The organism is Acinetobacter sp. YH12023 (assembly GCF_013420135.1).
In the GTDB taxonomy this organism is placed as follows: domain Bacteria; phylum Pseudomonadota; class Gammaproteobacteria; order Pseudomonadales; family Moraxellaceae; genus Acinetobacter; species Acinetobacter amyesii.
Map to the genome: position 1 here is coordinate 143346 of NZ_VOYU01000003.1, position 15400 is coordinate 158745.

Consider the following 15400-nt stretch of genomic DNA (forward strand, 5'->3'; position numbering starts at 1 on the left):
AAGGTGTCTATTTTTATTCGCAGTATTTAACGAACGATACCGCGCTTAGACTGCTCAAGTGAGTCAATCAACAATTGCGCTTCTGCCACATCAGGCAAAATTTCAGTACGAATACGCTCAATCGCTTCATTCGTCGTTAAACCATCTTTATAGATCAATTTAAAGGATTCACGTAAACCTTGAATCACATTTTTTGACCAACCTTTACGACGCATGCCTTCAATGTTCATGGCAAAAGCATGGGCTGGATTACCAGATACCATGACATAAGCAGGTACATCTTTCAAAATAAGCGAAGCACCACCGATCATACTGTATGAATCGATTTTACAGAATTGATGAATACCAGAGTTACCACCTACGATGACGTAATCACCAATGTGGACATGACCTGCAACGCCGACGTTATTAGCAAAAATATTATGATCACCTACTACACAGTCATGTGCAATATGTGTATTCACCATCAATAAATTGTGACTACCAACCTTAGTTAGACCCTGATCTTGAACAGTACCACGATGTAAACTACAGTGTTCACGAATCGAGTTATAATCACCGATTTCTAACCACGTTTCTTCACCAGCATATTTCAAGTCTTGGCAAACTTCACCAACACTGGCAAATTGAAAAATTTCGTTATGTTGACCAATACGGGTATAACCACCCACCACAACATGTGAATGCAGTTTAGTGCCCGCTCCAATTGTGACTTTAGGACCAATAATACAATATGGTCCAATTTGCACATCCGGAGCAATTACTGCTGATGAGTCAATAATGGCGGTAGGATGAATTAATTCGTTATTGCTCATGCTGTCTCTGTTTTCTGATGCGAAACCATAATTTCCGCGGTTGCTGCGACTACGCCATCTACAGTGGCAACACAATTATATTTGTAAATGCCACGCTTTTGCATCACTAATTCCGATTTTAATACAAGTTGATCGCCTGCAACGACTTGTTTTTTAAATCGAACCTTCTCTGCACCAGCAAATAAGAACAGCGAACCCGCTGAAGGTTTCTCATTATTCATAATGAAACCTAAAATACCCGATACTTGCGCCAATGCTTCAACAATCAGCACACCCGGCATAATTGGGTATTCAGGGAAATGGCCTTGTAAAAATTCTTCATTAATCGTTACATTTTTATAGCCTACAATCCCGTTGTCAGTCACTTCAACAACACGATCAACCAATAAAAACGGATAACGATGTGGCAAATATTCACGAATAGTCTGAATAGTCATTGGTAATTCAGGTTTTGTGAAAGCTGGGGTATTCGACTCTGTCATCATAATTATTTACGCAATTTAAATGTTGATTCAAGGGACTCAATTTGAGACTGCATATGATCAAGTCGTTTGACCAATTGGGTCAATGGCACATCTGCTAATTGTTTAAAGCGGATTGCTGCCTTTTTCCAAGAACCACTTTCAAGCATTGGCGTACCTGAAGAATAACTCCCAGCAACGGAAATACTTTTTGTGACCATTGACATACCGGTAATTGTCACATTATCTGCAATATTAATGTGACCTACGATACCAACAGCCCCTGCTAGCACACAATTTTTGCCAATAGTTGTACTACCGGCAATACCACATTTCGCAGCCATTGCCGTATTTGCACCAACTTTGACGTTATGCGCGATTTGCACAAGGTTATCAATAATGACACCATCTTCCAAAATTGTGTCATCTAGAGCACCACGGTCGATACTACAATTTGAACCAATACGCACATCATTCCCGATACGTACAGAACCTAATTGAGCAATACGATGCCATTTCCCTTGATAAGGTGCAAAACCAAACCCTTCACCACCGATCACCGTATTTGCATGGATACGTACGCGATCACCTAACTTGGCTTCACCAGTAATTGTCACATGCGAATCGATAAAACAATCTTTACCAATTTTAACGCCATGATCAATCTTCACTTGTGATTCAATGCGCGTTCCTTCATCCACCACACTATTCGCACCAATCACCACATAATGCCCAATATAAGCAGTATCAGAAATGATTGCGGAAGGATGAATTTGAGCAGTACTTTCAATTCCTATTTCTACAGATTTTTTTTCGAAAACATGCGTCAGAATAGCGAAAGCCAGATACGGATTGGGTACAACAATGAAGTTTTGCTGTGAAGGGATTTGTGACTGCATGTCTGCAGTCACAATCAGCGCACCAGCCTGAGACTGTTGAGCTTCATTCAGATATTTATCTGCGTTTAAAAATGCAAGCTGATGCGGTTGAGCACTCTCTAGACTAGCCATTCCACTGAATTGCAAGTCTAGCTGACCAATACATTGACCTTGAACAAGTTGAGCAAGCTTTTCTAAACTGAATTTTTGAGAATTCATTGATTATTTAATTGCATTAACCTTTTGAATCATTTTATCAGTTAAATCAAACTTAGGGTCATACGCAAGTGCTGAATTTTTATTCAAAACAACATCTAACTTATTTTCTGTGCGCAATTGTTCTGCAACTTGCTTGATTCGAGTATCCATCGTGCGATTTAAGGACTGAATATTCCCTTGAACCGAAGCTTGAACTTTTTGCTGTAAATCAGTCAGCTCTTTAAGTTTAGCTTGATACTGTTGACCCATTTGCTGCTTTTGCGCAGCAGTCAACTTATCACCACCCTGCTGAGCTTTCTGTTGCATTGCTTCCAGCTCTTTAGCAAGTGATTCAATTTTAGTGGTTTGTGGTTTCAATTGCTGTTGAATTTGAGCATTTTGTTGTTTTAGATAAGTGCTTTGTTCCACCACCTTTTCTAAATCAACCACACCGTAATCTGCTGCATGCACAACAGCAGAACATGACATACCCAATACCGCCAAACCAGCAAATAATTTATTCATCTTATCAACCTGTAATTTTGTTATTCCCAGAAGGGTCGTACTTAGAACGTACGACCAATCTCGAATTGGATTTCTTTTGTTTCATCGCCAGTTTTGTCATTCAGTGGGAATGCATAACTCAGTGAAATTGGACCAATCATCGTGATCCAAGTAAAACCTGCACCAACGCTATAACGCATGTTATTCATATCAAAGCCGTAGTTATCTTTACAGTATTGACGAGCGTTATACGTTTGACCATCTTTAATCAATACACTATCCGCGGCTGGAACGTCACATTGGGTATCAAATACTTGTGCCCCTTCAGCAAATAACACTGGGCGTACTTGACGTGCCCAGTCCCCCTTGAAAGGCACTGGTAATGCCAATTCAGCACCAAATTGAACAAGTGCATTACCGCCTACCTCTTCAAAATCCAGATCCTCTTTACCAACACCTTGATAGTAAACACCGTCGTATTTCGGACCTAAGGTGCTGTTATCATAACCACGGACTGAACCAAAACCACCTGCATAAAAGTTTTTATAGAACGGCAAATCATTACCATAACCCAATTTACCGTACCCACGTAATACAAAGTCTTTACCAAGTGGGAAATAAGCTTGTGCATCATAAGTAACTTTTTGATATTCAACATCACTACCTGGTAATGCAATTTCAGTATTTACGCGATGCGACATACCTGAAGTTGGGAACACAGGACGGTTTAGCGTGTTATACGACCAACCTAAGTTTAAGTTGTAGGTTAAAAATTTACCTTTAAATTCATCATTATAATCCACAAGGTCAACAGCCTGATATTTATCGTCGACACAATGAATTGCATCCTCATAATCACTTGGAATAGGATTAGGAGTTGGAGTTTTATTATAAATATCTATTGCTTTTTGTGAGACATAACTACCAGTACAAACGTCTTCCGCGCGATGAGTAGCTTTACCACCATTAGCAAGTAGGTAATCACGTACATAAGTTGAAACGTATGGACCCGTAGTAACCTCAGTTTGGTCTACATTTAAACCCATACTGATACTCTGGTTTTCATCAATCGGATAACCAAAGTTTATCCCACCACCAAAACTGTCAGTGACGTAGTTGTTAACGTTATAGTCGTTATCCAACTTAGTTTTACGGTAGTACATGTTATAACCGCGGCGCACACCATCAATGGTGAAGTACGGGTCATTTACACTGAGGTTGTAGTAATCTTGAGTCTCTGAACGAGACAAATCGATAGAAACTGCGTTACCTGTACCCAAGAAGTTGGTTTGACTCAAACCTGCTTGGAAAGTTACACCGCCACTTTGTGAGAAACCAACAGCCAAAGTACTTGTACCTGAATGCTGTTCTTCAACATTCACATTTAAATCAATTTGATCTGGCGTACCCGGAATACGTGCAGGTTTAACATCAACGGTTTTAAAGAAGCCTGTACGCTCTAAACGCACTTTAGACAAATCAATTTTTTCGTTACTTGCTAATGCGCCTTCCATTTGACGCATTTCACGACGTAGAACTTCATCAGCTGTTTTCGAGTTACCTGTAAAATTAATGCGGCGAACAGTGACTTGCTGACCCGGATTCACATAGTAATTTAAATCGACCAATTTGGTGTCTTTATTGATTTCAGGAACAATGTTCACTTCTGCAAAGTAGTAACCTGCGTTACCGTATTTACGAAGTAAAAGTTGTTTAACACCATTCACTTTTTCTTGTGAATATAAATCGCCATCTTTATAGAGTTTTAAAGCGTTTAAATCAGTTTGCGTATAAAGCGTATCACCTAAGAAATGAGTTTTACCAAACTTAAATTGTTCACCTTCATCCACCGAAACTTCGATAAAGACGTGTTTTTTATCTTCACTCAAATTCAGACTTGAATTGGTAATGTTAAAGTTGATGTAACCTTTGTTGAGATACATCGCACGTAAAGCTTCCAAACTCGCAGCCATCTTTTCACGTGCATAACGGTCATTACGAGAAATGATCGAGTTCCAACCACTTTCTTTTAATGCAAAAATTTGTTTAATTTCGCTTTCTTTAAAGACAGTATTACCAATGATATTGATATCAAATACTTTGGCAGATTGGCCTTCTTCAAACTCGATTAAGACATTAACACGGTTGTTTGGTTGAGCGGTTGTAATAACTTTGACATCAGCATCATAACGACCTTGCTGCATGTACTGTTGTTCTAATTCAGTTTCAACCGTTTGCAAAGATGATTTCTTTAAAACTTCACCTTCAGACAGACCCATTTTCTTTAAGCCTTCTTCCAAGGCTTCTTTAGGAATAAGTTTATTGCCTTTTAGCTCAACTTTAGAAATTACTGGGCGTTCAACCACTGTATATACAAGGGTATTACCGACTTGTGAAGACTTCACATCATCAAACAAACCCGACGCAAACATGCTACGAATTGAGTTTGAAATGATTTGATCATTGACACGATCACCAGCGGAGAATGGGATCATTCCGGCTACATTGTCAGGAGTTAAACGCACTAAGCCATCAACACGAATATCTTGTACTACAAAATCATCTGCTGCATATACTTGTTGTGCTACGGCCATAGCACTAACCAGTGCCAATGGCATAAATAAATGTTTGTGCTGCATGCCAGTCTTTTCCGCTGTTAATTTATTTCGTATAACGTTCTTATAAACGCATAATGTCATTGAATAGAGCCAGTAGCATCATGCTACCCAGCAATACCATACCAATTTTTAATCCAACCAATTGTATTTGTTCAGAAACAGGTTTACCACGAATTAATTCAATAAAATAGTAAATTAAATGACCGCCATCGAGCATAGGAATCGGTAGTAAATTTAAAATACCCAAACTTACACTCATCAGTGCCATAAAGGAAATGAAGGTTTGCCACCCCATTTCAGCACTTTGTCCAGCCACTTTCGCAATGGTAATCGGACCAGACAAATTATCTAAACCAACCAAACCACGCACCATTTTTACAATAGAATTCAGGATCATACTAGATATCTGACCTGTTTTTTCTACCGCTTTACCCATCGCCTCTACAGGCGTGTATTGAATGGTTTGTTTGTATTCGGCTGGAATATTGACTTTACCCGGATCGCTTTGTACACCTAAAAGCCCTGTGACTTTACCCATTTGGTCACGCTTACCTTGCGGCATCACGCTTAAATGCACAATTTTATTTTGTCGTAAAACATCAATTTTAAGTAACTTTTCTGGAGAAGCTTGTACAACTTGTACAACATCAAACCAGTCTTTCATTTTTACGCCATCGATCGAAACAATTCGATCACCCACTTGCATCCCTTGGCGAATCGCTGCGCCATCTTCACTGAGTTTTGAAACCACTGCAGGAATTTCAGGACGATACGGTGTAAAACCTAGAACATCGAGTGGTGACTGAGTTTGATCACGTAAGAAACTTTGAATAGGTAAACTGAAGTTTTGAATTTGCCCTGCTCGTTCAGCTTGAATTTGAATATTGCCAGTTTCACCTACACGATCAACCAAGGCATAATTCAAGCGCTCCCAAGTGGATACTTGAGTGCCATCTACGGCAGTAATTTTATCACCAGTCTGCATTTGCGCAGCCGCTGCTGGCGTATTCGGTAAAATTTTACCTACGCGCGTATTGAGCTGTTCCTGAGCTGGTAAAAATAAAATCCAAAACAACACTACTGCAAAAGCCAAGTTAATGAGTGGCCCTGCCGCAACAATTGCAATACGCTTCCAAGGGTGTTGTCTGTTAAATGCTTTCGGTAAGTCTTCTGCTGCGACATCACCTTCACGCTCATCCAACATTTTGACATAACCACCCAGTGGCAATGCAGACAGTTGATATTGAATACCTGATTTCTTCGACGTCCACTTGAGCAGTGTTGGGCCAAAACCAATCGAATACACCAAAACCTTTACGCCCAGTTTACGTGCAACGAAATAATGCCCAAATTCATGAATCGCTATCAGCGGTCCAAGTAGCAATATTGCTGCAATAATCATAAACAAGGCATTCATGTCTTAACTTCCTGAATTCAATACTGCTTTTTCAGCAACCATACGTGCCGATTTATCTGCACGTAAAATAACATCAATATTATTTGCAGCTGAGTTTTCAACTTGCCCCAACACATGTTCCACAATTTGAGGGATTTGAGTAAAGCCAATTTTCTCATGCAAAAATGCTGCCACGGCGATTTCATTGGCTGCATTTAAAATCGTAGGAGCTAAGCCTCCAGCCTTCATGGCTTGACGTGCTAATTTTAGCGCTGGGAATCGCTGTATATCAGGCTGTTCAAAATTTAACTGAGAATGAATAAATAAATCTAATGGAGGCACATGTGTTTGAATACGCTTCGGCCATGCTAATGCATGAGCAATAGGCGTACACATATCAGGATTACCCATTTGCGCCAAAGTCGAACCATCTACATATTGAACCATTGAATGAATGATACTCTGTGGATGGACAACAACTGTTACAAATTGTTCTTCAACTGCAAAAAGATGACAGGCTTCGATCAATTCCAAGCCTTTATTCATCAGCGTTGCAGAATCAACTGAAATTTTTTGCCCCATCGACCAATTTGGATGCTTACAGGCTTGGGCCGGCGTTACACTTTGCAATTGTTCTAAACTATGATGTAAAAATGGACCACCAGAAGCGGTAAGTAAAATTTGTTTGACACCTAGCTTTGGCTGACCATGACGCTCACCTTGTAGATAAGTTTCAGGCAAGCATTGGAAGATTGCATTATGTTCAGAATCGACTGGCAGTAACAAAGCATTATTTTCACGTGCGGTCTGAATCATGATGTCACCCGACATCACCAACGCTTCTTTATTTGCTAGTAAGACACGCTTACCCGCTTTCGCAGCAGCCAATGTAGGTAGCAACCCTGCAGCCCCCACAATAGCGGCCATGACCACATCAACTTGTGGATGTTCTGCCACTGCGATTAATCCTGCTTCATCATGCAGGATTTCAATATCATTTAATTTTTCAGCTACGAGTAATTGGCGCAGTTCATCCACCTTATTTAATGGAACAACTGCGATTTTCGGTCGATATTGTTTGCATATTTCGACAAGTTCTACAATTCGGCTATGTGCAGTGACTGCAAAAACTGAATACTCTTCGGGGTGCTGCTGCAGAATCTTTAAAGTACTTTGACCAATGGATCCTGTTACACCCAATATACAAACAGATTGTGACATCTATAAATCTACGCCAATTAATTTTAAAACATACATACCTGCCGCAAAGATAGGTGCTGCAGCAAGCAACGAGTCAATACGATCCAGCACACCACCATGTCCGGGAAGAATACGACCAGAATCTTTGATCCCTGCACGACGCTTGATCATCGATTCAAATAAATCACCAAGTACTGAACTAAATACTGTTATTACTGAAAGTATTAAAAATAAAATATGTTCAGCGATGCTTAAATCAAGATAAATAATTTCAACAACAATAACAATTAGCATTGCAGTGAATAGACCGCCATATAAACCTTCGATCGATTTATTTGGGCTCACATCTGGTGCAAGTTTTTTCTTACCAAATTTACGTCCCACGAAGTATGCACCACTGTCTGCACCCCATACCAACAGGAACAGATACATGAGCCACCACGGTGAGTTCATCCACACAGAAAAAATAGCAGTTACCGCAGCAGGAACTAAGACTAAACCAATACCACTGAGACTCGGGTTATACCAGTTATCGTAATCAGGATAAGACTTCACCCAATAGACACTTAAGATCCAAGTAAAGATCGAAGCCGCCCAAAGCAGTAATGCAACATCTGTAAAATGCAATGCTAGTGCTGAAAGAATAGCAGTGACTAGACCATAGCCCCAAGCGAAAGGCTTAATCACATTTTTTGTATTACGCGGCATGAGTTTGAACCACTCATAACCCGCGACAGCTGATGCAATAATCATCAGCACAAGCATTGGGTATTTAGACTCGGTTGCAAACATGCAACTCAATACAACTGAAACCAGTACCAATGCGGTTATTATCCGCTCTAACATTTATTTATTCTCAAACTGCTCTTGTTGAATCTGCTCTGAAGTCTTACCAAAACGACGTTCACGACCACCAAATACCGCTAGTGCGTCGTCAAATTCTTCAATGGTAAATTCAGGCCATAATGTCTGGGTAAAATAAAGTTCTGCATACGCAGCTTGCCAAAGCAAGAAGTTCGAGAGACGGAAATCACCACCTGTACGAATTAACAAATCTACCGGAGGTAGATCACTTAAACTGACATATTGACCAAAGACTTCAGCATCCACTGCTTCAAGATTTATTTTGTTAGTTAAAACATCTGCTGCGATTTTTTTTGCAGCCTGTGTCATATCCCACATACCACCGTAACTAATTGCAATAGTTAAAGTCATGCTGTCGAAATTAGCAGTCCTTTGTTCAGCTTGCAACATTAAGTCACGTAAGTTAGGAGATAAACGAGAACGATCACCAATAAAACGTAGAGAAATGTTAAATTTTTCCATGCGTGGCAACTGTTCATGAATGGTTTCTTCAAGAAGAGCCATCAACAAATCAACCTCAAACTGAGGACGATTCCAATTTTCACTCGAAAAAGCAAAAACGGTCAGTGCTTGGATATTTCTTTTACGACAATGTTCAACGATAGGATCTAGGATGTCCTTTCCAGAACGATGCCCTTCACCTTTTTGCATTTGATTCTTTTTGGCAAAACGATTGTTGCCATCCATAATGATGGCAACATGTTTTGGAAGACGGGAAGTTTCTTCAGATGAGGTCATTAAAACTTAGACCTTCATCAATTCAGCTTCTTTTGCAGCCAGACGTTTTTCAACTTCAGCAACGAATTTGTCTGTGATTTTTTGAATGTCATCACCCGCACGACGCTCATCATCTTCAGAAATTTCTTTTTCTTTCAACAATGCTTTGATATCACCCAAAACATCACGGCGGATGTTACGGATCGCAACCTTTGCATTTTCAGCTTCGTTACGTGCAACTTTCTGCATGTCTTTACGTGTTTCTTCTGTTAATGCAGCCATAGGAACACGGATCGCATCAGCAGTAATCGGGTTTAAGCCCAAGTCAGATTCACGGATTGCTTTATCAATTGCAGCAACCATTGAACGTTCAAAAGGCTGAACAAGTAAAGTACGAGAGTCTTCTACACCCACGTTCGCCACTTGGTTTAATGGCACATCAGAGCCATAGTAAGGAACCATAACACCATTTAAAATTGATGGGTGCGCGCGGCCTGTACGAACTTTGGCAAAACCATGCTCTAGAGAATCTAGAGATTTATTCATACGGTCTTCTGCGTCTTTTTTAAGATCGTTAATCATGTGATCTTCCTAACTTAATTCGAAAAGATGTAAATTCTAAAATAGCTTGTAGTATAAAGAGCTTTAGGGCCCACGTACATTAGTTAGTAACGTGAGTACCCTCTTTTTCACCCATTACCACTGAAAGTAATGAACCTGATTTGTTCATATCAAATACTTGAAGTGGAACGTTGTGGTCACGGCATAAGCAGATCGCAGTTAAATCCATCACACCCAGTTTTTCATCTAAAACTTGGTCAAATGTTAATGCATCGTATTTCACTGCATCTTCATATTTACTTGGATCTTTGTTGTATACGCCATCAACCTTCGTCGCTTTAAGGATAAGATTGGCTTCAATCTCGATACCGCGTAAGCATGCTGCTGTATCTGTCGTAAAGAATGGGTTACCCGTACCTGCGACAAATACACATACTTCGCCACGAGTTAAATGACGAATTGCATCGCGGCTAGAATATGATTCAACTACTGCACCAATGGGTAAAGCCGACATTAGACGAGTTTTGATATTACGACGCACCAAAGCATCACGAAGCGCCAAACCGTTCATCACAGTCGCCAACATACCCATTTGGTCACCTGTTACACGCCCAACCAAACCATCTTTTTGTAATTGGCTACCACGGTAAAGGTTACCACCACCGACAACGATACCCACTTGAACACCCAAACCAACAAGGTGCGCAATTGCGAGTGACATTTGATCGAGCACTTGTGCATCGATACCCATCTCTTTATTGCCCGCTAAAGCTTCACCTGAAAGCTTAAGCAAGATGCGACCAAAACGTGGTTTTTTAGAATCAAGCATCATCAACTCCGAATTATTTAATTTCAATTATTTTTAATGAATCGTTTAAGCAGACTTAACCGAGATTAGTTTTGCAAATAAGTCATATTCATCTGCATCTGTGATTTCTACTTCAAGTAAATCACCTGCTTTAATCACTGACTTATCGATATCTTCCACAAAAACATTACCATCAATTTCAGGTGCATCTGCATAAGAACGCGCAACAGCAACTGGGAACTCTTCTTCAAGATCATCCACAAGTACTGTCATTTTCTGACCGATACGACTTTGCAATTTCGCAGCAGAGATTTCTTGCTGAACTTGCATGAAACGTTCATAACGCTCTTGTTTGATTTCTTCAGGCACATGATCTGGCAAATCATTTGCAGTCGCGCCTTCAACTGGTGAGTAAGTAAAACAACCCACACGATCAAGCTGCGCTTCTTTTAACCAATCAAGCAACATTTGGAAGTCTTCTTCAGTTTCACCCGGGAAGCCCACAACAAATGTAGAACGAATCACAAGATCAGGACATTTCTCACGCCAAACTTTTAAACGCTCTAGTGTATTTTCACTGTGCGCAGGACGTTTCATGAGTTTCAAAATCTTAGGACTTGCATGTTGGAATGGAATATCCAAATAAGGCAAAATTTTGCCTTGCGCCATTAAGTCAATCACAGCATCCACATGTGGATATGGATATACATAGTGCAGACGCACCCAGATACCCAATTGACCCAATGCTTCACACATGTCATAGAATTTGGTTTTAACGGGCTGACCGTTCCAGAAGTCCAATTTGTATTTGGTGTCTACGCCATAAGCCGATGTATCTTGAGAAATCACAAGGACTTCTTTTACACCTGCTTTTTTCAGCGCTTGAGCTTCAGTCAATACTGAACCTACTGGACGAGAAACCAAATCACCACGCATGCTCGGAATAATGCAGAATGTGCAACGATGGTTACAACCTTCTGAAATCTTCAAATAAGCATAATGTTTTGGTGTTAATCGAATACCTTGTTCAGGTACTAGATCAATAAACGGATTGTGTTTCGGTGGCTCAGGCACGTATTCGTGCACAGCTTCCATCACTTCTTGATATGCCGCAGCACCTGTCACTTTTAAGACATTTGGGTGCATTTGGCGAATTTTGTCTTCGTCTTTACCTAAACAACCAGTCACAATTACGCGACCGTTTGAACTCATCGCTTCGCCAATGGCATCTAGCGACTCTTGTACTGCAGATTCAATAAAACCACAGGTATTTACAACTACTAAATCGGCACCATCATAATCTGATGCTACATCATAACCTTCAGTCTTTAACTGAGTTAAAATTCGTTCGGAATCTACCAATGCCTTAGGACAACCTAAAGAAACAAAACCGACTTTGGGGGATTTCATGAATCTGCGCTCCACTATAATCCGCGTATTGTATGTCTTTTCAAAACATAAAAACAGGTGAAAAGGCCACTCTTTATATCACGCACCAAAATAATGCTATAAATTCATCCATATAAATTCATTTGCACCATTTTAATGCATTTTAGATTTACAGCCTGTTTTTAATCAGCTATACACTTTATTTAAAGTCTTAAATAAGCGCATTTATTCAAATAAGCATCAAAACTTAGCGTATTTCTGAAATAGTTGGCTTATATCTTGCATAACTTGCATCAATTCGAACCTTATTAGATTGAACGATTTGCTTTATGAAGATGCCATTGCGCCATTTTAAGACAGGAACCTCTCGCTAATGGATCAGACTATGACGATTGATTACCGGCTTTTAGTGGATAATTTAACCACTGCCATTTTATTGGTCGATAGCAACCTGAATATTTTTTATTTAAATTCATCATGTGAAGCGCTTTTTGACATCAGCTTACTTCGTGCATCAGGTCAGCCTGTATTAAATTTACTCCATATGCCCGATGATGAATTCAATACGCATGATGCATTAATGAATACATTAACTTCTGGCCAGCACTATACGCGCCGAGAAGCAACGATTAATGTCAACTTTAAAGACATTCATGTTGATTACACCGTGTCACAGCTCAACTCTGGCAAACCCTACCACCCGTTGCTATTGATTGAACTCAATCAAATCGACCGGATGTTGAAAATCTCTAAAGAAGAAAACCTGATTCAACAGCATCAAGTCGCACGACAACTGATTCGTGGTGTTGCCCATGAAATTAAAAATCCTCTCGGTGGTATCCGTGGGGCGACACAACTTTTAGCGCGTAGCTTAAATGATCCGAAGTACAGTGAATTCACCGACATTATTATTAGTGAAGTGGATCGATTAAGAAATCTTGCTGACACCATGCTGGGTTCAAGACAATTGCCAAGTTACGAGCCAGTCAATGTGCATGAACCCCTTGAACGTGTTCGTTCACTGATCGTCAACCAAACCAAGAAGAAAATTAAGATCACCCGTGATTACGACCTTTCTTTACCGGATGTTTTCGCAGATCGTGATCAATTAATTCAGGTCATGCTGAATATCAGTGTTAATGCTGTTCAGGCGATGACTGAAAATAAAGAGTTCTTTGTTGAGCATCAACCAGAACTCACCTTGCGCACACGTATTCAACGGCTAGTCACCATCAACGGTGTATTAAAACGTTCTGCGGTACGCATTGACATCGAGGACAATGGACCAGGTGTCCCACAAGAAATATTAGAATCCGTATTTTACCCTTTAGTGACAGGACGAGCGAAAGGCACAGGTCTCGGCCTTAGCATTGCACAAAATATTATGCATCAACATAACGGAATGATTGAATGCCAATCAGTTCCTGGAAAAACAGTATTTAGCCTATATTTACCTTGGGAGTCAGATCATGTCGCGTAATAAGATTTGGGTCATCGATGATGATCGCGCCATGCGTTGGGTGCTGGAAAAAACATTCAAAGAAGAAGGTTTTGATGTTACCAGTTTTGAAGAAGCACAATCCGCTTTAGATCAGTTAAGTGTCGATGCGCCAGATGTTATTTTGACAGACATCCGTATGCCGGGTATTGATGGACTGACCTTTTTAGGTAAAGTCAAAGGCAACTACCCTGACTTACCTGTAATTATCATGACCGCACATTCAGATTTAGAATCTGCTGTGTCGAGCTATCAAACGGGTGCTTTTGAATATCTACCAAAACCTTTTGATATTGATGAAGCTTTAGCTCTTGTAAACCGTGCAATTTTACATATTGCCAAATTACAACAACAAGAATCTGCTAAAACCATTCAACCGATTCAATCTACAGAGATTATTGGTGAATCACCTGCTATGCAGGAAGTCTTCCGTGCCATTGGTCGTCTTTCTCAATCACACATTACTGTATTAATTAATGGTGAATCAGGCACAGGGAAAGAATTGGTTGCGCATGCGCTGCATAAGCATTCACCACGTGGCAACAAGCCTTTTATTGCGCTCAACATGGCGGCAATTCCAAAGGATTTGATCGAAACTGAATTATTTGGTCATGAAAAAGGCGCGTTCACCGGTGCCAACACACAGCGTCAAGGGCGTTTTGAACAAGCCAATGGCGGGACTCTTTTCCTTGATGAAATTGGTGACATGCCATTTGAAACCCAAACCCGCTTATTGCGTGTTTTAGCGGATGGCGAATTCTACCGCGTTGGTGGTCACATCCCGGTCAAGGTGGATGTCCGTATCGTTGCGGCAACGCACCAAGACTTAGAAAAGTTAGTACATGAAGGTCGCTTCCGTGAAGACTTGTACCACCGTCTAAACGTGATTCGTATTCATATTCCAAAACTTGCACATCGTAGTGAAGATATTCCGATGCTTGCACAACACTTCCTAGCAAGTGCAGGTAAAGAACTTGGGGTAAGTCCGAAGATTCTGCGTCCTGAAACGCAAGAATACATGCAAAAACTACCATGGCAAGGTAATGTGCGTCAGCTTGAAAATACCTGTCGTTGGTTAACGGTTATGATCACAGGCCGTGAAGTGTATCCAGAAGATTTACCTTCTGAATTAAAACAGATTCCAATTCAAGGCACAGATGGTAACCCTGCTGCTCAAGGGATTGATCGCATCGGTGTGCATCATTGGGATGAGCTACTTGGTCAATGGGCAGTACAAAAACTTAAAAATGGTGAGATGAAAATTCTAGATATTGCAACACCAATGTTTGAACGCACCCTCATCAATGCTGCACTACAACAAACACGTGGGCGTAAGCGTCATGCTGCAGAACTTTTAGGTTGGGGTCGCAACACCTTAACCCGTAAACTCAAAGAACTTGGCATGGACAGTGCCGAAGATGATGTCGAAGAAGAATTAGAAAGTTAATTTTCTGATTTACATTAAAAAAGCCAGTCACTTGACTGGCTTTTTT

14 protein-coding genes are annotated in these 15400 nt (G+C 40.4%); 2 read left to right on the forward strand and 12 right to left on the reverse strand.

From position 1 onward, the window contains the following. Positions 1-26 precede the first annotated feature (26 nt). The 12 genes from lpxA to rimO all read right to left on the reverse strand — a co-directional run bounded on the left by lpxA (position 27) and on the right by rimO (position 12430). Positions 27-815 carry an acyl-ACP--UDP-N-acetylglucosamine O-acyltransferase gene (gene lpxA, locus FTT92_RS03695; RefSeq protein WP_180115180.1) on the reverse strand — a complete coding sequence of 263 codons (789 nt, stop codon included), beginning with the start codon at positions 813-815 and terminating at the stop codon, positions 27-29. Continuing rightward, complete coding sequence (fabZ, locus tag FTT92_RS03700) at positions 812-1297, reverse strand: 3-hydroxyacyl-ACP dehydratase FabZ (protein ID WP_171263789.1); 486 nt, start codon at positions 1295-1297, stop codon at positions 812-814. Before fabZ ends, lpxA begins: the two co-directional genes overlap by 4 nt. Before the next feature lie 5 nt (positions 1298-1302). Further along, entirely contained in the window at positions 1303-2373 is a 1071-nt protein-coding gene (lpxD, locus tag FTT92_RS03705; protein ID WP_180171480.1) for a UDP-3-O-(3-hydroxymyristoyl)glucosamine N-acyltransferase, read from the reverse strand. A 3-nt stretch (positions 2374-2376) separates the two neighbouring features. After that, positions 2377-2877, reverse strand: coding sequence for an OmpH family outer membrane protein (locus tag FTT92_RS03710; RefSeq protein ID WP_180171481.1), 501 nt, complete (start codon positions 2875-2877; stop codon positions 2377-2379). A gap of 41 nt (positions 2878-2918) precedes the next feature. Continuing rightward, the gene (gene bamA / locus FTT92_RS03715; protein WP_373684094.1) at positions 2919-5555 is read right to left on the reverse strand and encodes an outer membrane protein assembly factor BamA; all 2637 of its coding nucleotides are present in this window, start codon (positions 5553-5555) and stop codon (positions 2919-2921) included. Next, a complete protein-coding gene (rseP, locus tag FTT92_RS03720) occupies positions 5536-6891 on the reverse strand; it encodes an RIP metalloprotease RseP (protein ID WP_180123599.1) in 1356 nt (451 codons plus the stop codon). The genes bamA and rseP overlap by 20 nt, the downstream gene beginning before the upstream one ends. A gap of 3 nt (positions 6892-6894) precedes the next feature. Further along, the gene (gene ispC, locus FTT92_RS03725; RefSeq protein ID WP_180171483.1) at positions 6895-8091 is read right to left on the reverse strand and encodes a 1-deoxy-D-xylulose-5-phosphate reductoisomerase; all 1197 of its coding nucleotides are present in this window, start codon (positions 8089-8091) and stop codon (positions 6895-6897) included. Then, on the reverse strand, positions 8092-8916 hold the full coding sequence (locus tag FTT92_RS03730) for a CDP-archaeol synthase (RefSeq protein ID WP_180094482.1): 825 nt from the start codon (positions 8914-8916) through the stop codon (positions 8092-8094). Continuing rightward, positions 8917-9672, reverse strand: coding sequence for a polyprenyl diphosphate synthase (uppS, locus tag FTT92_RS03735; RefSeq protein ID WP_180041113.1), 756 nt, complete (start codon positions 9670-9672; stop codon positions 8917-8919). 6 nt (positions 9673-9678) lie between these two features. Beyond that, positions 9679-10233, reverse strand: coding sequence for a ribosome recycling factor (gene frr / locus FTT92_RS03740; protein ID WP_078188724.1), 555 nt, complete (start codon positions 10231-10233; stop codon positions 9679-9681). A 79-nt stretch (positions 10234-10312) separates the two neighbouring features. Then, on the reverse strand, positions 10313-11041 hold the full coding sequence (gene pyrH / locus FTT92_RS03745) for a UMP kinase (protein WP_078193535.1): 729 nt from the start codon (positions 11039-11041) through the stop codon (positions 10313-10315). Between the two features lie 45 nt (positions 11042-11086). Next, a complete protein-coding gene (rimO, locus tag FTT92_RS03750; protein ID WP_111883759.1) occupies positions 11087-12430 on the reverse strand; it encodes a 30S ribosomal protein S12 methylthiotransferase RimO in 1344 nt (447 codons plus the stop codon). Positions 12431-12782: 352 nt separating this feature from the next. On the opposite strand from rimO, the gene glnL reads away from it, so the two are divergent. Next, positions 12783-13889 (forward strand): nitrogen regulation protein NR(II), encoded by a 1107-nt coding sequence (gene glnL, locus FTT92_RS03755; RefSeq protein ID WP_078193537.1) that lies wholly within the window; start codon positions 12783-12785, stop codon positions 13887-13889. Next, on the forward strand, positions 13879-15354 hold the full coding sequence (glnG, locus tag FTT92_RS03760) for a nitrogen regulation protein NR(I) (RefSeq protein ID WP_180023811.1): 1476 nt from the start codon (positions 13879-13881) through the stop codon (positions 15352-15354). The genes glnL and glnG overlap by 11 nt, the downstream gene beginning before the upstream one ends. Positions 15355-15400 lie beyond the last annotated feature (46 nt).

Coding starts and splice junctions, on each gene's coding strand:
- lpxA (WP_180115180.1), bottom strand. CDS start 815: ATGAGCAATAACGAATTAATTCATCCTACCGCCATTATTGACTCATCA.
- fabZ (WP_171263789.1), bottom strand. CDS start 1,297: ATGACAGAGTCGAATACCCCAGCTTTCACAAAACCTGAATTACCAATG.
- lpxD (WP_180171480.1), bottom strand. CDS start 2,373: ATGAATTCTCAAAAATTCAGTTTAGAAAAGCTTGCTCAACTTGTTCAA.
- FTT92_RS03710 (WP_180171481.1), bottom strand. CDS start 2,877: ATGAATAAATTATTTGCTGGTTTGGCGGTATTGGGTATGTCATGTTCT.
- bamA (WP_373684094.1), bottom strand. CDS start 5,555: ATGACATTATGCGTTTATAAGAACGTTATACGAAATAAATTAACAGCG.
- rseP (WP_180123599.1), bottom strand. CDS start 6,891: ATGAATGCCTTGTTTATGATTATTGCAGCAATATTGCTACTTGGACCG.
- ispC (WP_180171483.1), bottom strand. CDS start 8,091: ATGTCACAATCTGTTTGTATATTGGGTGTAACAGGATCCATTGGTCAA.
- FTT92_RS03730 (WP_180094482.1), bottom strand. CDS start 8,916: ATGTTAGAGCGGATAATAACCGCATTGGTACTGGTTTCAGTTGTATTG.
- uppS (WP_180041113.1), bottom strand. CDS start 9,672: ATGACCTCATCTGAAGAAACTTCCCGTCTTCCAAAACATGTTGCCATC.
- frr (WP_078188724.1), bottom strand. CDS start 10,233: ATGATTAACGATCTTAAAAAAGACGCAGAAGACCGTATGAATAAATCT.
- pyrH (WP_078193535.1), bottom strand. CDS start 11,041: ATGCTTGATTCTAAAAAACCACGTTTTGGTCGCATCTTGCTTAAGCTT.
- rimO (WP_111883759.1), bottom strand. CDS start 12,430: ATGAAATCCCCCAAAGTCGGTTTTGTTTCTTTAGGTTGTCCTAAGGCA.
- glnL (WP_078193537.1), top strand. CDS start 12,783: ATGGATCAGACTATGACGATTGATTACCGGCTTTTAGTGGATAATTTA.
- glnG (WP_180023811.1), top strand. CDS start 13,879: ATGTCGCGTAATAAGATTTGGGTCATCGATGATGATCGCGCCATGCGT.